Annotated in this window: 16 protein-coding genes and 1 tRNA gene; 12 read left to right on the top strand and 5 right to left on the bottom strand. The window is 64.0% G+C overall.

The window, feature by feature from the left end; all coding sequences use genetic code 11:
- Positions 1-69: 69 nt before the first annotated feature.
- The 3 genes from C6570_RS02215 to C6570_RS02205 are packed head-to-tail and all read right to left on the bottom strand — an operon-like array spanning position 70 to position 6094.
- Positions 70-1587: an efflux transporter outer membrane subunit gene (locus tag C6570_RS02215; protein WP_106701657.1), complete on the bottom strand. Its 1518-nt coding sequence runs from the start codon at positions 1585-1587 to the stop codon at positions 70-72.
- A complete protein-coding gene (locus C6570_RS02210; protein ID WP_106701655.1) occupies positions 1584-4745 on the bottom strand; it encodes an efflux RND transporter permease subunit in 3162 nt (1053 codons plus the stop codon). The genes C6570_RS02215 and C6570_RS02210 overlap by 4 nt, the downstream gene beginning before the upstream one ends.
- A gap of 35 nt (positions 4746-4780) precedes the next feature.
- Positions 4781-6094 carry an efflux RND transporter periplasmic adaptor subunit gene (locus C6570_RS02205; RefSeq protein WP_106701653.1) on the bottom strand — a complete coding sequence of 438 codons (1314 nt, stop codon included), beginning with the start codon at positions 6092-6094 and terminating at the stop codon, positions 4781-4783.
- Positions 6095-6327: 233 nt separating this feature from the next.
- Here C6570_RS02205 and C6570_RS18475 point away from each other — a divergent pair, with 233 nt between their 5' ends.
- The 7 genes from C6570_RS18475 to C6570_RS17895 all read left to right on the top strand — a co-directional run bounded on the left by C6570_RS18475 (position 6328) and on the right by C6570_RS17895 (position 12455).
- Positions 6328-6981, top strand: coding sequence for a TetR family transcriptional regulator (locus C6570_RS18475; protein ID WP_106701651.1), 654 nt, complete (start codon positions 6328-6330; stop codon positions 6979-6981).
- Positions 6982-6997: 16 nt separating this feature from the next.
- Positions 6998-7073 (top strand) — tRNA-Arg (locus tag C6570_RS02195).
- Between the two features lie 81 nt (positions 7074-7154).
- Entirely contained in the window at positions 7155-8639 is a 1485-nt protein-coding gene (locus C6570_RS17905) for a DUF6538 domain-containing protein (protein ID WP_123812189.1), read from the top strand.
- Positions 8626-9147: a site-specific integrase gene (locus C6570_RS17900; protein WP_123812188.1), complete on the top strand. Its 522-nt coding sequence runs from the start codon at positions 8626-8628 to the stop codon at positions 9145-9147. Before C6570_RS17905 ends, C6570_RS17900 begins: the two co-directional genes overlap by 14 nt.
- Before the next feature lie 339 nt (positions 9148-9486).
- Positions 9487-9807: a site-specific integrase gene (locus C6570_RS02190; RefSeq protein WP_106701649.1), complete on the top strand. Its 321-nt coding sequence runs from the start codon at positions 9487-9489 to the stop codon at positions 9805-9807.
- Positions 9808-11039: 1232 nt separating this feature from the next.
- Positions 11040-11723, top strand: coding sequence for a recombinase family protein (locus C6570_RS02185; RefSeq protein ID WP_106701647.1), 684 nt, complete (start codon positions 11040-11042; stop codon positions 11721-11723).
- 165 nt (positions 11724-11888) lie between these two features.
- Positions 11889-12455: a hypothetical protein gene (locus tag C6570_RS17895; protein WP_123812187.1), complete on the top strand. Its 567-nt coding sequence runs from the start codon at positions 11889-11891 to the stop codon at positions 12453-12455.
- Positions 12456-12819: 364 nt separating this feature from the next.
- Here the strand turns inward: C6570_RS17895 and C6570_RS02180 are convergent, their stop codons facing one another.
- Entirely contained in the window at positions 12820-13788 is a 969-nt protein-coding gene (locus tag C6570_RS02180; protein ID WP_106701645.1) for a tetratricopeptide repeat protein, read from the bottom strand.
- Positions 13789-14001: 213 nt separating this feature from the next.
- Between C6570_RS02180 and purE the strand changes: the two genes are divergently transcribed.
- The 5 genes from purE to C6570_RS02155 all read left to right on the top strand — a co-directional run bounded on the left by purE (position 14002) and on the right by C6570_RS02155 (position 18547).
- Positions 14002-14496 (top strand): 5-(carboxyamino)imidazole ribonucleotide mutase, encoded by a 495-nt coding sequence (gene purE, locus C6570_RS02175; protein WP_106701644.1) that lies wholly within the window; start codon positions 14002-14004, stop codon positions 14494-14496.
- A 94-nt stretch (positions 14497-14590) separates the two neighbouring features.
- On the top strand, positions 14591-15829 hold the full coding sequence (locus C6570_RS02170) for a 5-(carboxyamino)imidazole ribonucleotide synthase (protein ID WP_425437905.1): 1239 nt from the start codon (positions 14591-14593) through the stop codon (positions 15827-15829).
- 32 nt (positions 15830-15861) lie between these two features.
- A complete protein-coding gene (locus C6570_RS02165; protein ID WP_106701642.1) occupies positions 15862-16497 on the top strand; it encodes a LysE family translocator in 636 nt (211 codons plus the stop codon).
- Entirely contained in the window at positions 16494-17486 is a 993-nt protein-coding gene (locus tag C6570_RS02160) for an L-threonylcarbamoyladenylate synthase (protein ID WP_106701640.1), read from the top strand. Before C6570_RS02165 ends, C6570_RS02160 begins: the two co-directional genes overlap by 4 nt.
- A gap of 149 nt (positions 17487-17635) precedes the next feature.
- The gene (locus tag C6570_RS02155; protein ID WP_106701638.1) at positions 17636-18547 is read left to right on the top strand and encodes an SGNH/GDSL hydrolase family protein; all 912 of its coding nucleotides are present in this window, start codon (positions 17636-17638) and stop codon (positions 18545-18547) included.
- Between the two features lie 133 nt (positions 18548-18680).
- Here the strand turns inward: C6570_RS02155 and C6570_RS02150 are convergent, their stop codons facing one another.
- Complete coding sequence (locus tag C6570_RS02150) at positions 18681-19874, bottom strand: SGNH/GDSL hydrolase family protein (RefSeq protein WP_106704469.1); 1194 nt, start codon at positions 19872-19874, stop codon at positions 18681-18683.
- Between the last annotated feature and the right edge of the window lies 1 nt (position 19875).

The following is a 19875-nucleotide window of genomic DNA, read 5'->3' as shown; positions in this document are numbered from 1 at the left end:
GCGCTGGGCCCGGCAACCCCGGATTATAGGAGAGCCCGCCCCAGGCCCCGAGGCGGGCGGCGCCCCTGCTCAGCGCGCTGGCGCGCTGGCCGCGGTGGCCTCGGGCTGGGCGTCGATCCAGCCGCCGCCCAGGGCCTTGTACAGCTGCACTTCGTTGGCCCGCTGCGCCAGCTGCGTTTGCGCCAGCGCCTGTTCCACCGCGAAGAGCGAACGCTGTGCGTCCAGCAGATCCAGGTAGTTGGCAATGCCATTGCGGTAACGCAGGTCGGCCAGGCGGAAGCGGTCGCGTTCGGCCTCGGCCTGCGCGTTGAGTGCGGTCACCTGGTCGGCCAGTGTGGCGCGGCCCGCCAGCCCGTCGGCCACTTCGCGGAACGCGGTCTGGATGGTTTTTTCATACTGCGCCACCGCGATCTCGCGGCCCGCCTTGGCCGAATTCAGCCCCGCCACGTTGCGGCCCATGTCGAAAATGGGCAGCGTGATGCTGGGGCCGAAAGACCAGGCCCTGCTGCCGCCCGAGCCGAACAGCCCGTCCAGATCGGCACTGACGCGGCCCAGCGAGCCGGTGAGCGTGATGCGCGGGAAGAAGTTGGCCCGCGCCGCGCCGATGTTGGCGTTGGCGCCGATCAGCTGCTGCTCGGCCGCGCGGATGTCCGGGCGGCGCAGCAGCAAGTCAGACGGCAAGCCCGCGGGCACCTCGGCAAAACGCGGCAGTGCGGCGGCGGGCTCCGCGGCCGGGGTCGGCTGCGTCAGGTCGTTGCTGGCTTGCGCTGCGGTGACCGGCGGCACAGCGGGGATGAGCGATTCCGGAATGGGCGCGCCCACCAACAGCGTGAGCAGGTTGATGTCCTGCGCACGCAGGCGTTGCTGCTGCGCGCGGGTGGCCTGTGCGTTGGCGCTGAGCGACTCGGCCTGGCGCATGTCCAGCGCCGAAGAGGCGCCATTGTCAAAGCGCAGCTTGGTCAGGCGCAGCGACTGGTCGCGCGTGGCCAGTGTGCGGTCGGCCAGGGCCAGCAGCTCGGTGTCGGTCTTGAGCTGCAGCCAGGTGCTCATCACGCTGGCAATCAGGCTGATCTGCGCCGATTTGCGAGCCTCTTCGGTGGCCAGGTAGTCGGCCAGGGCGGCATCCTTCAGTGCGGCGACGCGGCCGAAGAAGTCCAGCTCCCAGGCGGACACGCCGATGCCCACCGAATAGGTCGAGGACACACTGCCGCCACCCAGCGCCGCATAGGGGTTGGGGGCCGAGCGTGTGCCACCGGCGGTGGCGCCGAGCGTGGGCACCTGGTCGGCGCGGCGGATCTGGTACTGCGCGCGCGCCTGCTCGATGTTCTGCACCGCCACGCGCAGGTCGCGGTTGTTGTCGATCGACAGCTGCACCAGCTGGCGCAGCTGCTCGTCCTGAACAAACTGCTGCCAAGGCAGCTCGGCAGCGGCAATCAGGCCTTCCGGCTGCGCGCCGGCGCTGGCCGGCCACGCGGTGGCCACTGGTGCGGCGGGCCGTTCGTAGTGGGGTGTCAGCGAGCAGCCGCTGACCAGCAGTGCAGTGGCCAGCGCCAGCGGCGACCAGCGGGTGAGGATCATGTCGCTCATGGTTGGGGTTCTTCCTGAATGCCTGCGCCTTGAGCGTGCTGTTTGTCCCGTTCCTGCTGGCGCTTGCTGCCCTTGAACAGCGTGCGCACCACCACGAAGAAGATGGGAACGAAGAACACGGACAAGGCGGTGCCTGTCACCATCCCGCCGATCACGCCGGTGCCGATCGCGCGCTGGCTGGCCGAGCCGGCGCCAGAGGCAATGAACAGCGGCACCACGCCGAGGCCAAACGCCAGCGAGGTCATGATGATTGGGCGGAAACGCAGGTGGGCCGCTTCCAGCGCGGCGGCAACCACGTTCTTGCCTTGCGCCTGCAGGTCCTTGGCGAATTCGATGATCAGAATGGCGTTCTTCGCCGACAGGCCAATGATGGTGATCAGGCCCACCTGGAAGTACACGTCGTTCGAATAACCGCGCAGCATGGTGGCGCTCAGCACCCCCAGAATGCCCAGCGGCACGACCAGAATCACCGACAGCGGGATCGACCAGCTCTCGTAGAGCGCTGCCAGGCAGAGGAACACCGCCAGGATGGCGAAGCCATACAGGATGATGGACTGCGAGCCCGCCAGCTTTTCCTCACGCGACTGGCCCGTCCACTCATAGCCAAAGCCTGGGGGCAACTTGGCAGCGAGCTTTTCCATTTCCGCCATGGCCGCGCCCGTGCTGAAGCCGTGCGCCGCATCACCGCTGATCCGCATCGACGGATAGCCGTTGTAGCGCACGGTTTGCTGCGCGCCTGTGATCCAGTGCGTGGTGGCAAATGCCGACAGCGGAACGGACTGGCCTTGGGCGTTGGGCGCGGTCAGCTTGAGCAAATCCTCAGGCTGCATGCGCGCAGGCGCGTCGGCCTGGATCACCACCCGCTGCAAGCGGCCGCGGTTGGGGAAGTCGTTGAGATAGCTGGAGCCCAGCGCGGTGGACAGCGAGCTGTTGATGGCGTCAAAGCCCACGCCCAGCGCCTGCGCCTTGTCGCGGTCGATGTCGATCTGCAGCTGCGGCGCGTCTTCCAGGCCGTCCGGGCGCACCTGCGACAGCACCTTGCTTTGCGAGGCCATGCCCAGCAACTGGTTGCGCGCGTTCACCAAGGCCTGGTGGCCCTGTCCGGCGCGATCCTGCAAACGGAAGCTGAAGCCGCTGGCGGCACCCAGTTCAGGGATGGGCGGGGGGCTCAACGGGTAGATGAAAGCGTCGCGGATGCCCGACAGCGCGCCAAACGCACGCCCGGCCAGCGCCGAGGCGCTTTCGCCCGCGCCCTTGCGTTCGCTCCAGTCTTTCAGCGTCACGAAGCCGATACCCGCGTTCTGGCCCTGGCCCGAGAAGCTGAAGCCCAGCACGCTGACCATGCTTTTGACTTCCGGCTGCTTGAGGATGTAGCCCTCCACCTGCTCCATCACGTTGACCATGCGTTCCTGCGTGGCGCCGGGGGGCAGCTGGACGTTCACCAGGATGTTGCCCTGGTCTTCGTTGGGCAGGAAAGAGCTGGGCAGGCGCTGGTACAGGATGACCACCGCGCCGATGATGGCCACGTAGATCACCAGGTAGCGCGCGGCGCGTTTCAGGATGCGCGACACCACGCTTTCATAGCCCTTGGCCGTGCGTGTGAAGCCACGGTTGAACCAGCCGAAGAAGCCGGACTTCTCGTGGTGGTGGCCGGCCTCGACCGGCTTGAGCAGCGTGGCGCACAGCGCAGGTGTGAGCGACAGCGCCATGAAGGCCGAGAACCCGATCGAGGCGACCATCACCGCAGAGAACTGCCGGTAGATGTTGCCCGTGGAGCCCGAGAAGAAGGCCAGCGGCACGAACACCGAGATCAACACCACGGTCACGCCGATGATGGCGCCCGAGATCTGCTGCATGGCTTTCTTGGTAGCCTCGCGCGGCGGCAGGCCTTCCTCGCTCATGATGCGCTCGACGTTCTCGACCACCACGATGGCGTCATCCACCACGATACCGATCACCAGCACCATGCCGAACATGGTCAGCACGTTGATCGAGAAACCCAGTGCCAGCAACGTGGCAAACGTACCCAGCAAGGCAATGGGCACCACCAGCGTGGGAATCACGGTGTAGCGCCAGTTCTGCAGGAACAGGAACATCACCAGGAACACCAGCGCCACGGCTTCGAACAGTGTTTCAGTGACCTGCTTGATGGAGATGCTGACGAATTCAGAGCTGTCGTAAGGAATGCTCCACTTCACGCCCTGCGGGAAGAATTTGGCCAGCTCGGTCATCTTCTCGCGCGTCAGGCGCGCGGATTCCATGGCGTTGCCGCTGGGGGCCAGCTGCACGCCCAGGCCCACGGCGGGCACGCCATCCAGGCGCGCCGACGTGGCGTAGCTCTGGCCGCCAAGCTCCACGCGAGCGACGTCTTTCAGGCGCACCGAAGAGCCATCTGCGTTGGCGCGCAGCACGATGTTCTTGAACTGCTCCACGCTGGAAAGCTGCCCTTTGACCACCACCGTGGCGGCGATGCTCTGGCCAGCGACGTTCGGCAGGTCGCCAATGGTGCCCGACGCCACCTGGGCGTTCTGCGCGCGGATCGCGGCCGAGACTTGCGCCGCCGACAGGCCGTAGCCTTGCAGCTTGGCAGGGTCGATCCAGATGCGCATGGCCGTTTCTGAGCCGAACAGCTGCACCTTGCCGATGCCCTTGACGCGCTGCAGTTCAGGCTGGACGTTGCGGGCCGCGTAGTCGCCCAGCATCACCGGGTCGAAGTTCGGGTTGTCCGAGCTCAGCATCGCGAACAACAGGAAGTTGTCGCGCGCCTTGTCCACCAACACGCCCTGCTGGGTCACGGCCGCTGGCAGGCGCGAAGTGGCGCGCGACAGGCGGTTTTGCACCTCCACCTGCGCCAGATCTTCGTTGGTGCCAGGCTCGAACGTGATGGTGATCGAGCCCGAGCCATCGGCCTGGGCCACCGATTCCATGTAGATCAGGCCAGGTGCGCCGTTCATCTCGCGCTCGATGACGGACAGCACGCTGTCCTCCAGCGTCTGCGCTGAGGCGCCCGGGTAGGCGGTGCTGATCAGAATCGCCGGCGGTGCGACGGGCGGGTACTGCGCGACCGGCAGCTGGGTGATGGAGACGGAGCCCATCACGATGATGAACAGCGCGATCACCCAGGCGAAGATCGGGCGTTCGATAAAGAACTTGGCCATAGATGCCCTTGTGGTGCTTTTCCGTGGTTACAAAGTTACTGCTTCGGAGCAGGGGCTTGGGCAGACGAGGCGGCCGACGCGGGCGCTGAGGCAGGCACAGCCGCCGAAGCCGGTGCGGAAGCCCCGGCCGCCGCCTTGCCCGCAGGCGCGGAACCAGCGTTTTGCTTCCAGGGCACGGGTTTCACCGGTGTGCCGGGCGGCATCATTTGCAGCTTTTGGAAGCCGTCGACCATGACCTGCTCGCCCGCTTTCAGGCCCTCGGTGACGATCCAGCGGTTGTTTTGCCCGGCAGTGACTTTCACCTGGCGCTTCTCCAGCTTGCCGCCCTCGCCCACCACTGTCAGCGTGTCGCCGGTGTCGCTGCGCGTCACGGCCTGCTGCGGCACGGCAATGGCGTTGCTCACTTCGGCTTGCTCGGCGCGGATGCGCACATACAGGCCCGGCAGCAAATCACCCTTCGGGTTGGGCACTTCGGCGCGCAGGGTGACCTGGCCAGTGGCCTCATCCACCGTCAGGTCAGAAAACAGCAGCTTCGCGCGCTGGGCGTACTCGGTGCCGTCTTCCAGCACGATGCGCACCGACGCCGCACCGGCGCCAGCGCTCTTGAGCGTGCCGGCTTCCATCGCGCGGCGCAGGCGCAGCGCATCCGTGGCCGATTGCGTGAAGTTGACATACAGCGGATTGATCTGCTGGATCGTGGCCAGCTGCGTGCCTTCGGTGGCGCTGACCAGCGCACCTTCGGTGACCAGCGAGCGGCCGATGCGACCCGAGATCGGGGCCGTCACCGTGGCGTAGCCCAGGTTGATGCCAGCCGTGCGCACGGCAGCGCGCGCCACAGCCACCTGCGCCTGCGCGGCTTTCTCCGAGGCCACGGCAGCGTCGTATTCCTGCTTGCTGACCGCGTTGGCGGCCACCAGCGGGCGATAGCGCGTGACCACGCCGCTGGCGTTGGCCAGCTGCGCCTGCGCCTGCGCCAGTTGCGCCTGCGCGCTCTGCTCGCTGGCCTGGTAAGGCGCCGCGTCGATCTGATAGAGCAGCTGGCCAGCGCGAACGTCCGAGCCTTCGGTGAACACGCGCTTGGTCAGGATGCCGGTGGCCCGCGCGCGCACCTGCGCCACGCGAGAAGCCTCCAGCCGACCGGGCAGCTCGGTGGTCAGGCCGACGGATTCGGGCTGCGCGGTGATCACGCCCACTTCGGGCGGCGGAGGCGCGGCAGAGCCGGGCGCGCCAGCCCCGCCCGCTTCTTTCTTCTCGCCGCAGGCCGCAAGACTGAGGGCGATCAGGACAGCTGCGCCCAGCGGCAGCAGATGGTGGGGCGCAAAGCGGCGAACGGTGCGGTGTTCGGGCATGGAAGTTCTCGTTTCGGAAAAAGAGGGATGGTTGCCAAGCCCCTCCGGCAAGGCAACGTCATCAGTAGCAGCAGCGAACGCGCCATGTTGCAGGAGCTGCGTGACAAATACTGTCAGCAAGCATCGCGAGATGCAGACGCACTGAAGAGGTGGAGGCCATTCTATATACATTCATGAATGTATGTAAATGGTAGAATGACGTATCTGCCACATCAAATAGGGTCTTGTTATCAATGGCGCGCCGCACCAAGGAAGATGCCCTCGCTACCCGCGAGGCCCTGCTGGATGCCGCAGTGTGCGTGTTCGGGCGCCGCGGCGTCGCACGCAGTTCGCTGGCCGAGATCGCCGAGCAGGCGGGTTTGACCCGGGGTGCCGTCTACTGGCACTTCAAGGACAAAGGTGAGTTGTTCAACGCGATGATGGATCGCGTGACCCTGCCGCTGGAGGCCGACCTCATCGGCCATTGCGAAGGCCAGGGCGACCCGGTGGTGGAGCTGCTGGACAAAATGCGCCGCGCCATGCGCACCATCGAGCACGATGCGCTCACCCAGAACGTGCTGGAAATCGCCACGCTGAAGGTGGAGCACGTCGATGACATGGGCCCGGTGCGCGACCGCTACGTGGCCGCCCACCGGGACAAGCTCCATCTGATGACGCAGGCGCTCGAGCGTGCGGCAGCGCTGCGCCACAAAGCACTGCCCGCCCCGGCCCGCACGCTGGCCGAGGGCTACCACTCGCTGATCCACGGCCTGGTTTTCAGCTGGCTGCTGGGGCGCAGTTTTCCCTTGGAGCAGACTGCCGTTCTGGCTATGGAAACCTACCTGGCCGGGGCTGGCCTGATGCCGCCTTTGACCTGCGCGTCTGCGGGCGCCGCCAATCAGGGATAATCGCGGCCTTGCACTAGCGGCTGTAGCTCAGTGGATAGAGTATCGGCCTCCGAAGCCGAGGGTCGTGGGTTCGATCCCCGCCAGCCGCACCAGTACAACGAAAAGTCCTTTTAAACCAATGGGTTACAAGGATTTTTTTGACTGTTACGTCGCCCTGCTACAAAGGGCAAGCGATGAACGGTCTATTTCGCCGGGGCGGCGTCTGGTGGGCGCGACTAGCCATTCCCGAGCACTTACGCGCTGCCGCTGGGCGGCGCGAGTTCGTGCAATCGACACGAACCTATCATCATGAAGTCGCTAAAGTCGTCGCTGCTAGCCTGATCGCTGCATGGCGGCACCAGCTGTTGAGGTTAGATTCGCGGCGTATGGACGAGCGCGACATTCTCAAACTTGTGTCTGGCAGCCCGCTTCTGAACGGTGATGGTTTCTTGTCTCTCAAAGAAGCCGCACAGGCTAGCGGCTTGCCCGAATCTGAGCTGTTAAGACGCGTACAGCGCGGGGCGCTCGGGCTTCACTACACGGTGCCGCATGCCAATGGCAACGGTTACAAAGTGCCGAAGCCCGACCTTGAGCCGGATGACCCAGAACTTGGCATCGATGCTGGCATCATCGCCCCGAATTTCAAGGGCAATAGCGCGCCCGCGTCCGCACAGCGAATCAACGTATCAGGGCAAACACTACGCTTGGTGGACGGTGCGCTCTTCGCAGGCCTCCTTTTGGATGGCAAAGACGCCGTAACTGGGTTTGTATTGCGAGCGCCTGATCAGGCCGGTGTGCGTGCAAATGCTTCGGTTGCAAACGTGGTCAAGGACGGGCAGCGGTTAGAAGCTGAACTGGCGCCTGAAAAGTGGTACTTCCCAGATGTCGAATTCACCGAGGTGCCCACGTCGCTACTTCTAGTCGCGAAGCGCGACATAGAGAGCATTCGTGTGGAACTCGCTGCAGCCGTGTCGCCAAAGCGGGCTGAAGACGCAAGAAAGGCAGTCTTATCGAGCGGCACCGAAAAAAAACATGTAGCGAGGGCGCCCGAAAAAACTGAGAAACTGGCGGGGAAGAGATTCTCTGAGGCGGTAGCTATTTACTGCGAGGACCCCCATGGATTGTCCCGCAAGCTGTCTGAGAAAAACGAGATTGCACTGAGAAAAAGAGCGCTCTTGCTCTTCGCTGAGCTTATGGGCGATATGCTTATCACAGCGATCGATCGTGATATTCTTGCGAAATACCTTTATGAGGTATTGCCTGAGGTGCCAAACAAGCCGAATAACCTTCCGGGTGATGTGACATGGGTTGAAAATGCGGAAGGAAGCCGCCGAAAAGCAACCATGAAAGAGATCATCTCTACGCTGGAGGCGCGCAGTTGGACCGTTAATGGCAAAACTTGGCAAAAAATAACTGATGCTGCCCGTGATGAGCGGCGTCAGTGGCTCTGCAACATCTTTGTTTGGGCGCACGAATCGGGATATATTGGTGCGAATCCAGCTGCGTCATTTCTCGGTAAAAAGATCATCGAAAAGCGAAAGAAAGGTAGTAAAGCCGGCGGTGAGCGTACGCGTAACCCGTTCAGCGACGATCAGTTGGTCGCGATTTTCGAAAAAGGGCGCTTTAAAAGTGGGGGGGAAGGAAGTCACGCACAAGAATGGCACAATGTACCCGTTTGAGTATTGGCTGCCCTTGCTTGCGTTGTATGCTGGTTTGCGGATTGAAGAAGCGGCCCAGTTGCATCTTGAAGACCTTTCTTGCGAGGATGGAATTTGGTTTTTTGACATCAATTCAAGGCGTGAAAAATCACTCAAGAACGACAATGCCGCTAGAGAGATTCCCGTCCACCCGGAATTGATTCGCCTCGGCTTGCTTAAATATCGAGAGGCTCTTCGCGACAGCGGTTACGTGAGGTTGTTCCCGGAATTAACGTATGAAAGCGCATCCGGATATAGTGGCACCGCATCAAACAAATTCACAAAAATGTTTGCAGCTCTAGGATGGCCGCGCGATGGGACAGTCGTATTTCACTGTTTTAGACACAATGCCAACAACGCGATTCTTAAAGTTGACGCATCTGTGTTGGGCGGTGGGGGTGAGCTATACAAGCAGTTTCTGCAATACAAGATAATGGGCCATGAACTCGGAGATGACACAATAAGAAGCACTACACGGCTGCACCGCTGAAGGACAAAGCTGCGCTCATTGCTGGGGTATCGCACGGGTTGCCGTCCATCGTGCCATTTGAAGTGAGTTTTGGGCTGGCACAGGTTGATGCGGCATTGGCCCGAAAAAAGGGTGATAATCGGGGCCTTGAAAGTATTGGCGCTGGCAAATGGCGGCGACCGTCAGCTCCAATTGCAGCCTTGGTATAACCCCTGCAGGGTTATTTCTGTCGACTCGCACGTATGGCGAGAATGTTTAAGGAAAAATACGCCGGACGCCGATGACGTTAAATTAATAAGGCTTCCCGAGGATTTCTGAGGTTAAGAATGGCAAGGCCCACAGCTTGCCCATTACACCCCTGTGCGGGAGATTCTGGCCAGACGCTGTGAGGGCCTGGAAGCGGGCGATGAACTGTTTGCCGGGGTGTCTGAGGATCATCTGTCGCAGATGGCAGGGCGCATGGGTTCGCCCAAGTTCATGCTGCACGATTTGCGCAAGTTGCTGGCGACGGTGGGTGAACGGCTGGGCCTGACCAGTGCGGTGCTCAGGCGCATCTTGAACCACACCCCGCCCAAAGCAGATGTACTGCACCGGCACTATGTGCAGCTGGGAGTAGAAGATGTTCGGCAGGCACTGGAAGTGGTGCAGGCGGAATTGCTACGCTTGGGCCGAGATGGGTAAAACCTACTTTGAGGCCCTAAACACGCGCATTGCCTTGACGTTGCGTTGGCAGACTGTTGATCCCAGCAGCCGGAACACCCTTGCACAGCCATTTGAGGAGCCTGATTTTGTGGCAGCCGCAGGGAGTGTGTAATCCCTCACTATTCCCATTGCAAACCCGGAGTTCTTACAGTAAGCAGCAAAGTGTTCTCGCCAATTGGAGTTTTGAAGCCCGAGTTTTCAGAATAAAATGCAATAACTCACACAATAGGCCGCACAACGCTCTGGAATACACAGAAGCAATCGGCCAGCCAGCCTCAACACGCCCTCGGGATCTATCGTTCGCCTTATTTGGCTGCAATTCGGGCTAATACAGGTTGAAATAATTTCAATCTAAGATAGCAAGAATTAATAATAGAAGATAAATTGAAGATATCCGGTTGGGGAAGGGCAATACTCCCCTAACCCATGCGCACGGCATAGGTTAGCGGCCCAATCGCCCTTCCGAATCACAACATCCGTATAGGGTTCCACCTCTCTCAGTTAGTCGCTCTGGTATTGACAAAGTGCGACCCTGAGAGTCCGGGCGACCACACTTATCTCATCCGGCGGGGCAGCGACGCTCTCGCGGCTACACAACCCCTCGCCTTGGGCCGGACTCTCTTCTAGGCGTTGAAGGTATTCACCTTCTTCATTCATGCCCGAACGTACGATTCACCGATAAAGCCTGAATGCAGCTGGCTTGGTAGACCAGCTGTTGCATATTATATGCATTACAGTGCCAAAATCAAATGTGAACAATCTGACGAACTGCTCGGCGGTGGGATTGCATTGAGAATTCGGTTTAAACGCGCCGTAGCCATTTAAAAACCTTGGAGCTGGGTGGGTAGCTGTTTGAAGCGGCACGAGCACCAAGCGGTGTTACGCGCGTCCTATGGGCGTTCATGAATCGATAGCCCAGCAAACACGATCAGTTTCTGGCGAGTAGGAAAAACGCGGCGTGAAGGGCCACGGGTCTGCGCGATTCGGCATAAGGGGTGCAAGGTCGCTGCTGTTTCCCTTCAATACTCAGCGGTTGGCGACTGCTGCCGTACTGGCTAACTGGCGCAGTCAAGCAGAAGTTGGCAATCCTCGGCAAAACAACGCACACCGGCGAACATCCTTCCCGGCACGGCGCTGCCTTTGTAGGCTTTGGCTACATACAGGACGGTCGTCCTTATGTGTAGCCAAGATCAACCAGCCCCAAAGCGCGCATGTTTCAGCCCCAGTCGTTCACAGCACCTTCGTTCGTCGCTTACTACCGCGTCAGCACCCAGCGACAGGGCGCTTCGGGTCTAGGGATTGAAGCGCAGCGTCAGATGGTGGCGCGCTTCTTGTCTGAGCGCGCTTGCTCGCCCTTGGCTGAGTTCGTAGAGACAGAGACTGGCAAAGGTGCGAATGCTTTGGAGAAGCGCCCGCAGCTGAAGGCAGCGTTGGAGCTTTGCAAGAAGACAGGGGCCACCTTGTTGATTGCGAAGCTGGACCGATTGGCCCGCAATATTCACTTCGTGTCAGGGCTGATAGAGATGGGGGTGGACTTCGTGGCGGCGGACATGCCGCAGGCCAACAAGGTGATGATCCAGATGCACGCGGTGATGAGTGAGTGGGAGCGCGATCAGATCAGCGAGCGGACCAAAGCGGCGTTGGCGGCGGCCAAAGCCCGTGGGGTGGTGCTGGGGGCGACGGGACGGGACAACCTGAAGCGGCACACCGAAGAAAAGCAAGACGCTGCCCGGGCGTTTGCGCAAAGGCTGGACGGGCTGGCGAAAGGGTTTAAGGCCAGGGGGTTGACGCAACGGCAGATGGTGGCTGAACTCAATCTGGCGAGGGTGAAGGCGCCTAGAGGGGGCAGCTGGACGCTGAGGCAGGTGCAGAGGGTGTTAACGCACAATTCGTAGTTATCCGCATTCTTCCATGAGGTTCAAGACGATTCTGCGAATCAACCGGGAAAGGCACTGTTGCTAGATGTCAACTTGAGCCGCCATCTATGTAATTTTTTGTGTCTAGTGATTCAAAATTTACATATAATCCTCGCGAGTCTATGTTGCGTGAGCGTGCCTTGCGTGTTGCATAACTATTTTTCGGATTCTATTAAGGCGAAGAGTTTTTATATGGCTAGACATCTTAAGCTGCTTACAATTACTGCACTTTCTGTTGCCTTGCTTGGCTGTGCAGCAGCACCGAGAAAGATCGAAGTATCCGCCCCCTTTAATCTTGAGGAGGCGAAGGCTATGCTAAAGCCTGGAAAAAATTCTATTTCTGGCTCGGCGATGATGAGGCAAGCGGGAGGTGGCGTTGTTACCTGCGCAGGGGAGGAGGTCAACCTTGTGCCGGAGACGGAATATGCGAATCAACGCATCGGAAAGGCGTATGGAAGCACGGATCGAGGCTATATTAATGTGTATCAGGCGCGCATTCAAATAGCCAATCCACCTGGGTATCTTGAGAGCACATTGAAAACCCGATGCGACCCCCAGGGAAAGTTCACATTCAAGAATGTGGGAGATGGTAACTGGTTCGTAGTCACCGGCGTGATCTGGCTGGTGGGCTACTCTACCGAGGGTGGAATGCTAATGGAAAGAATTTCACTTAAAGGCGGTCAGAACCATGAAATTATAATGACGCCCTAGGAAAGCATGCGCGTTGGGAGCGGGCGGAATATCCCAGCATCGGAAATTCCACGAAGCCGATTAGCAGGCTCGGAAGTGATCCTCTGAGATGGCGCGAATGCTACAAAACCGTGCTACAAAGGCGCTTCAATCAATAGGGTGACGGGCGGCAAAGTCGTGGGTTCGATCCCCGCCAGCCGCGCCAAATGCCAGAAACGCCTTGAAGTTCAAGGCGTTTCGCGTTTCTGGCCGACAGTGTTTGCCTGGCTGCGCTCCAACCAGCGGCGCGCGCGGTGCGCCGCGTGACAGCGTCGCTCGCTTGCCGCACGGGCGGCTCGGCCAGCGTGCCGCCCCCGTAGGCCGCAGCCGGCGTGCCCAGCCCGCCTCAGTTCAGCGCCATGCTCAGCTTGCGCCGGTAGCTGGACAGCAGCTCGGCCTGCGGGTCTTCCTGCTTGGCGGCCTTGCCCGTCAGCTCGATACCGCCGGCGCTTTTGCCATCGGCGGCGGCGCCTGCGCGGGCGGGCGGCGGGGTCAGCAGCTCCAGGATGGCCACGTAGGTTTTGCGCGCCAGGTCGTCGTTCCACTTGCGGTCGCGCATGATGATTTCCAGCAGCTCATCCATCGCGGCTGTCCACTGGCCTTCGGCCATCAGCGCCTGGGCCTTGGCAAAGCGCGTGTCGAAATCGCGCTTGTTTTCAGCGATCTTGGCGTCAAAAGCGCTGATCTCCCAGTTTCCGCGCTCATCGCGCTCGACAAATTCGCGCGCATCCAGCCAGCGGCGCAGCGCGTCAAAGCGCAGCGGGCGCGGCTCGCGCTTCAGGGGCTCTTCCAAGACGGCGGCGGCTTCTTCGTAGGCGCCGGTGCCGATCAGCAGGCGGATGTAGTCGGCGCGCGCGTCGTCGTTGCCCGGGTCTTGAGCGACGGCGTCGGCCAGCTTGGCCAGGGCGGCGTCGGTGTCGCCCGATTGCAGCAGCGCCTCGGCCTCGCCCACGTCGGCCTCGGCCGTCAGCGCGCCTTCGCTGGGCACGTGCTTGTCGAGGAATTCGCGCACCTGCGCCGCGGGCAGCGCGCCGACGAAGCCATCCACCGGCTGGCCGCCCTTGAACAGCACGCAAAACGGAATGCTGCGCACGCCGAACATCTGCGACAGCTGGCCGGCCAGCTGCTGCACTTTGTCGGCGTCCAGCTTGGCCAGGACGAAGCGGCCGGCGTATTCCGCCTCCAGCTGCTCAAGCACGGGCCCCAGCTGCTTGCAGGGGCCGCACCATTCGGCCCAGATGTCGACCAGCACCGGCACCTGGGTGGAGGCCAGCATGACCTCGGTTTCGAAGTTTTCTAGGGTGACGTCAATCATCGGGCGTATCTGAAGGCAAAATCGGTGAATTCCAGCGGCAGAAATGGCCCGCTTGCGGTGCAACGGGGCGCCATGCCGCAGGGCGGGGCGGGATCGGCCGGGGCGCTCGCCGCGCTACGGCGGGGCCCACGGGGCGAGCATAGCAAGTCCACCAGCGTTTGGCGGGCGGCCCCGTTCGCTGTGCGCTGGAGCTTATTAGGTAGGGCCTAACGGATGACTTCTCCCCTCGTCGGCGTGGTGATGGGTTCCAGCAGCGACTGGGACACGATGCAGCACGCGGTGCAGATCCTCACGCAGTTTGGCGTGCCGCATGAGGCGCGCGTGGTGTCGGCCCACCGCATGCCGGACGACATGTTCGCCTATGCCGAAAGCGCCGTGCAGCGCGGGCTGCGCGCGATCATCGCCGGGGCGGGCGGCGCCGCGCACCTGCCGGGCATGCTGGCCGCCAAGACGGTGGTGCCCGTGCTGGGCGTGCCGGTGGCCAGCCGCCACCTGCAGGGCGTGGATTCGCTGCACAGCATCGTGCAAATGCCCAAGGGCGTGCCCGTGGCCACCTTCGCCATCGGCCAGGCGGGTGCGGCCAACGCGGCGCTGTTTGCCGTGGCCATGCTGGCCAGCACCGACGACGCACTGCGCGCCAAACTGGAAGCCTTCCGCGCCGAACAAACCGCCGCTGCGCGCGCCATGGCGCTGCCGCCCGTGGCCTGAGCGGGTGTCTGTCACCCCAACAAAACTATTATTTCCATAGCTGCCAGCGCAGGCTGCACCAGCGCCAGCGCCTTGTTTCATATCCAATTCCAACGTGCCTGAAACGACCCACGCCACTTCCCTGCCGCTGCTGCCTGGCAGCCTGATCGATGGCCGCCCGGTGGTGCTGGGCGTGCTGGGCGGCGGCCAGTTGGGCCGCATGTTCGTGCACGCCGCGCAGGCGCTGGGCTACGAAACCGTGGTGCTGGACCCGGACGCCAGCAGCCCCGCCGGCCGCGTCAGCCAGCACTTTGTGCAGGCCGACTACCGCGACCTGAGCGCGCTGCGCGTGCTGGCCGACGACGCCAGCGCCATCACCACCGAATTCGAGAACGTGCCCGCCGAAGCGCTGGCGGCGCTGGCCGTCAACCGCCCGGTGTCGCCCTCGGCCGAATGCGTGGCCATCGCGCAAGACCGCATCCGTGAAAAGGCGCACTTCACCCGCTGCGCCGCGCGTGCCGAACAGGCGCCCTCGGGGCTGGGCGGCGTCGCGCCCGCGCCGTACGCGGTGATCCAGACCGCCGCCGACTTGGCCGCCGTGCCCGAATCGCTGCTGCCTGGCGTGCTGAAAACCGCGCGCATGGGCTACGACGGCAAGGGCCAGGCGCGCGTGGCCACGCGCGAAGCCCTGGCCGCCGAATGGCACGACATGGGCGGCGTGCCCTGCGTGCTCGAGCAGCTGTTGCCGCTGGCGCTGGAATGCTCGGTGATCGTGGCGCGCGGGCGCGACGGGCAGGTGGTCAGCCTGCCGGTGCAGCGCAACCTGCACCGCGACGGCATCCTGGCCGTGACCGAGGTTTATGAAGGAAATCTGCCGCCAGCGCTGGCGCAACAAGCGCAGGCAGCTACCGAAGCGATAGCAAACGAGCTGAACTACGTCGGCGTGCTGTGCGTTGAATACTTCGTGCTGCAAGACGGCCGCCTGGTCGTCAACGAAATGGCGCCGCGCCCGCACAACAGCGGCCACTACACCGTGGACGCGTGCGACGTCTCGCAGTTTGAGCTGCAGGTGCGCACCCTGGCCGGCCTGCCGCTGGCCGCGCCGCGCCAGCACAGCGCGGCCATCATGCTCAACCTGCTGGGCGACCTTTGGTACACCGCCAGCGGCGAGCCGCACACGCCCCCCTGGGCAGACGTGCTGGCCCTGCCCGGCGCGCACCTGCACCTGTACGGCAAGACCGAGGCGCGCCGTGGCCGCAAGATGGGCCACCTGACGCTGACTGGCCCCAGCGCCGCCGCCGTGCGCGCCACCGCCCTGCGCGCAGCCGAGCTGCTGGGCATGCCCGCTTTCTGAGCCTTGCTTTTCAAGTCCCGCCTGCAACGCCCATGCCCAGCGCCACCCTGCTGCTGTTCATCCCCGCCTGCTTCGCGCTGAACATGGCGCCTGGGCCCAACAACCTGCTGTCGGTCAGCAACGCCACGCGCTACGGCTTTCGCGCTGCCTGCGCGGGCGGGCTGGGGCGGCTGCTGGCCTTCGCCGGGATGATCGCGCTGGCCTCGGTGGGCCTGGCGGTGGTGCTGCACACGTCCGAATGGCTGTTTGGCCTCATCAAGCTGGCCGGCGCGGCCTACCTGCTCTACCTGGCCGTGCAGCTGTGGCGCGCGCCCGTGGCGGATGGCACGGCTGGCGATGTGGCGGCCACGGCGCCCGCCGTTTCGGTGTGGGCGCTGGCGCGGCAGGAATTCTGGGTGGCGGCGGGCAACCCCAAGGCCATCCTGATCTTCACCGCCTTCCTGCCGCAGTTCGTCAACCCGGCGCTGCCCGCCACCCCACAGTTCGTGGTGCTGGGCACATTGTTTTTACTGCTGGAAGTGGTGGCCATCGCCCTGTACGCGCTGATGGGCCTGCACATGCGCCGCTGGCTGGCGCAGGCGCGAGGGCAGCGCCTCTTCAACCGCGGCTGCGCCGTGCTGCTGACCGGCGCGGCGGCGGGCCTGCTGGCTTCGCGGCGCGCGGCATGACGCTGGACGGTCAGCAACCCGAGGCCATCGCCGCGGCGGTGGATGCGCTGGCGGCCGGCCGCCTGGTCGGCCTGCCGACCGAAACCGTCTACGGCCTGGCCGCCGATGCGGGCAACGACGCCGCCGTGCGCGCCATCTTCGCCGCCAAGGGCCGCCCGGCCGACCACCCGCTGATCGTGCACGTGGCCAGCGCCGAGGGCGTGGCGGCCTTCGCGGCCGAAGTGCCCCCGTTTGCGCAGCGCTTGATCGACGCCTTCTGGCCCGGCCCGCTCACCCTCATCCTGCCGCGCCGCCCCGGCGTGGCCGACGCGGCGGCCGGCGGGCACCCCACCATCGGCTTGCGCTGCCCGTCGCACCCCGTGGCGCACGCGCTTTTGTCGGCCGCGGCGGCGCGCGGTATCGCCGGCCTGGCCGCGCCCAGCGCCAACCGCTTTGGCCGCATCAGCCCCACCACCGCCGCGCACGTGGCGGCCGAATTCGGCGCTGACCTGCTGGTGCTGGACGGCGGCGCGTGCGCAGTGGGCATTGAATCGACCATCATCGACTGCACGCGCGGCGCGCCCGTGCTGCTGCGCCCCGGCCAGCTGCCGCGCGCCCGCATCGAGCAGGTTGCAGGAACACGAATGCTATCGAAAGAAGAGATGTCTGCGCCCGACCCACAAGCGCCAGGTACGCTTTCAGCCCATTACGCGCCGCGCGCCAAGCTGCGCCTGATGAACGCCCGCGAGCTGCGCACCGCGCTGGAGCTGCTGGGCGCCGACGCGAAAAACATCGCCGTGTGGGCGCGCACGCCGCTGCATTCCGAGTCGCGCCAGCTGGTGCTGCGCCGCATGCCCGACGACGCCGATGCCGCCGCCCAGCAGCTGTTTGCCGTGCTGCGCGGTTTTGACGAAGCGCAGGTCAAGCTGATCTGGGTGGAAGCCGTGCCCGACGACGGCGCCTGGGACGGCGTGCGCGACCGCCTTGCGCGCGCGGCGGCCTCCGCCTGAAGCCGCTCGTGCCGCCCGCTTTCAAGGCCCGAAACCCTGGGCCGCGCGGGCCTCGCGCTGCCACCGGCCGAAACCGCGCGAAGCACTTCGCCCCCGTCTGGCCACTGGCCTTGCCCTAAACTACGCCCCAGAAATTGGAGATGCCTGTTATGAAAGCTTCCTGGACTCGACGCGCCGCGCTGGCGCTGGTCGGCGTGAGCGCCGCCGCGATGATGGCCGCCTGCGGCGACGGCTCGGTCGTCTCCGACCTCAAACCCGCCCGTTTCATCACCGTGGGTGACAGCTTTGCCGACGTCGGCCAGGCCAGCGGTAAATACACCGTGAACGACGGCAGCCTTACCTGGGTGCAGCAACTGGCGGCCAACTACAACCTGACGGTGGACCCGGCATCGGCCGGCGGCTGGGGCTATGCGCAAGGCTACGCCCGCGTGGATTCCGCCGACACCAGCAGCGGCACCGCCGCCCCCAGCGTCAAGCAGCAGATCGACCAGCTGCTGGCCCGCACCACCATGCAAGAGGGCGACGTGATGATGCTCAACGGCGGCATGCACGACATCGTGGCCGCCGTGACCGCCACCGGCATTTCCGACCAGACCACCGCCACCGTGAAGGCCGCCGGCCAGGCGCTGGCCGCGCAGGTGCGCCGCGTGGTGGCTGCGGGTGCCACGCACGTCGTGGTCACCGGCGTGCAAAACGTCGGGCTGACGCCCTGGGCGGTGCGCCTGGGCCAGCAGGCCGACATCGAAAAGCTGTCGGTGGCCTTCAACGACGCGCTGCTGATCGACATTGCCGACATGGGCGCCACGGTGCTGTACTTCGATTCGTCGCTGTTCTTCAACCTGATCAACAACAAGCCCGAGCGCTATTCTGTTGACAACGCGACCGACCCGGTTTGCACCACGCCCGACGCCAGCACCTGCACGCCCAGCTCGGTGGTCAGCACCGACTACAACCGCTACATGTACGCCGACAGCCTGAACTTCACGCCGAAGGTTCAGCGCAACTTTGTCGACCGCAGCTACACCGAAAACGCTTACGACAAGTTCAAGAACCGCTGGTAAGCGCAGCGGGCGGCTGTCACCAGGCCGCCGGTGGCACCCCCAAAAAAGCCGGCCCGATGGCCGGCTTTTTTGTGGGCTGGACTACCCGCCGCGCCACCCACCGCACCTTTCGGCTTGGCGGGCGCGCAGGGCTTTACAGCCAGTCCTGTTTGTCCAGCATGTCGATCAGCTCGTTGGCCATCAGCGCATGACCGTAGGGCGTGGGGTGGAAGCCGTCGGCGAAGAAGTAGCGCTCCCACCAGTTGGTGCCGCCGGGGCCGCCCGCAGGTGCGGGGGTGTTGGACAGGGCCGAGGCCGTGCAGTCGGCAAAGTTGCGCTCAGGCACGGCGGTGATGCCGCTGCCGCCGCACACGGGCAGCGTCACGTTGGTCACGCCCCAGGCGCCGGGGTGCAGCATCTGGTCGGTGAAGCGACCGGCGAAGTCGAACACGCGCACGCGCGGCTCACCGCCAAACGAGGTCGAAAGGCGCTGGTTGAAGGCATTTATCCAGCCCTGGAACAGCGATTCGGCCTGCGCGCGCGCCGCCGAGCCTGCCGCACCACCGCCCGCAGCGCCGGCCACCTGATCCAGCACCGCCTGAAAGCGCGGCGTGTAGGTAATGGTGGGCATGTTGGCCACCACCACCTGCTGCGCGCCCTTGGCCAGCGCCTGGGTGCGAACGCCGTTGGCAAAGGTGTCGGCCAGCGCCTGCATGTACAGCACGCCGGCGGTTTCGGCTCCATTGGGGCCGGCCAGCACGTTGGCCAGCGTTTGCGCCGGGATCAGGGTGGACAGCAGCGCGGTGTAGGCCACGCCCTTGTCGCGCGAGGCGCCCAGGTAGGTGCCGATCAAATCGGCCGCGTCGTTGCCGCCGCCATCGACGATCAGCAGGTCGGTCTTGGACCAGCCGGCGTTGGCGCCGTCTTCCAGCTGCCGCAGGATGGACAGCGGCGCGGCAATGCCGCCCGCAGCCAGCGGGTTGCTGATACGCCCGCCGCCCACGGCGTAGTTGGTGCAGCCCGGCGTGCTGTTGCGCGCGAACGTGACGCCGTTGAAGCGGTACACCGGGCATTGCGCCGCCAGGCCGTACGCGGCGGTGACGTGCTCCACCCACAGCACATTGGGTTCGCTGCGCGAGCCCTGCACGGTGAAAGTGCGCCCCACGCCCGGCAGGCCCCGGAAGGTGCCGCTGTCGCTGAGGGAATCGCCAAACACCTTCACGGCGGTGATGCCCAAGGGGTTGTCGCCGTTGTTGTCGTCGCCACCACCGCAGGCGGTCAGCGTGACCGCCACGGCGACGGCCAGGGCGCTGAGCTTCCAGCTCCAGCGCGGGTCTTTCACAGGCATG

The organism is Ottowia oryzae (genome assembly GCF_003008535.1).
Taxonomy (GTDB): domain Bacteria; phylum Pseudomonadota; class Gammaproteobacteria; order Burkholderiales; family Burkholderiaceae_C; genus Ottowia; species Ottowia oryzae.
This window is presented reverse-complemented; position numbering and strand designations above follow the sequence as displayed.

What these genes read in the sequence shown, in the direction of transcription:
- C6570_RS02215 (WP_106701657.1), bottom strand. Translation starts at nt 1,587, where the DNA reads ATGAGCGACATGATCCTCACCCGCTGGTCGCCGCTGGCGCTGGCCACT.
- C6570_RS02210 (WP_106701655.1), bottom strand. Translation starts at nt 4,745, where the DNA reads ATGGCCAAGTTCTTTATCGAACGCCCGATCTTCGCCTGGGTGATCGCG.
- C6570_RS02205 (WP_106701653.1), bottom strand. Translation starts at nt 6,094, where the DNA reads ATGCCCGAACACCGCACCGTTCGCCGCTTTGCGCCCCACCATCTGCTG.
- C6570_RS18475 (WP_106701651.1), top strand. Translation starts at nt 6,328, where the DNA reads ATGGCGCGCCGCACCAAGGAAGATGCCCTCGCTACCCGCGAGGCCCTG.
- C6570_RS17905 (WP_123812189.1), top strand. Translation starts at nt 7,155, where the DNA reads ATGAACGGTCTATTTCGCCGGGGCGGCGTCTGGTGGGCGCGACTAGCC.
- C6570_RS17900 (WP_123812188.1), top strand. Translation starts at nt 8,626, where the DNA reads ATGTACCCGTTTGAGTATTGGCTGCCCTTGCTTGCGTTGTATGCTGGT.
- C6570_RS02185 (WP_106701647.1), top strand. Translation starts at nt 11,040, where the DNA reads ATGTTTCAGCCCCAGTCGTTCACAGCACCTTCGTTCGTCGCTTACTAC.
- C6570_RS02180 (WP_106701645.1), bottom strand. Translation starts at nt 13,788, where the DNA reads ATGATTGACGTCACCCTAGAAAACTTCGAAACCGAGGTCATGCTGGCC.
- purE (WP_106701644.1), top strand. Translation starts at nt 14,002, where the DNA reads ATGACTTCTCCCCTCGTCGGCGTGGTGATGGGTTCCAGCAGCGACTGG.
- C6570_RS02165 (WP_106701642.1), top strand. Translation starts at nt 15,862, where the DNA reads ATGCCCAGCGCCACCCTGCTGCTGTTCATCCCCGCCTGCTTCGCGCTG.
- C6570_RS02160 (WP_106701640.1), top strand. Translation starts at nt 16,494, where the DNA reads ATGACGCTGGACGGTCAGCAACCCGAGGCCATCGCCGCGGCGGTGGAT.
- C6570_RS02155 (WP_106701638.1), top strand. Translation starts at nt 17,636, where the DNA reads ATGAAAGCTTCCTGGACTCGACGCGCCGCGCTGGCGCTGGTCGGCGTG.
- C6570_RS02150 (WP_106704469.1), bottom strand. Translation starts at nt 19,874, where the DNA reads ATGCCTGTGAAAGACCCGCGCTGGAGCTGGAAGCTCAGCGCCCTGGCC.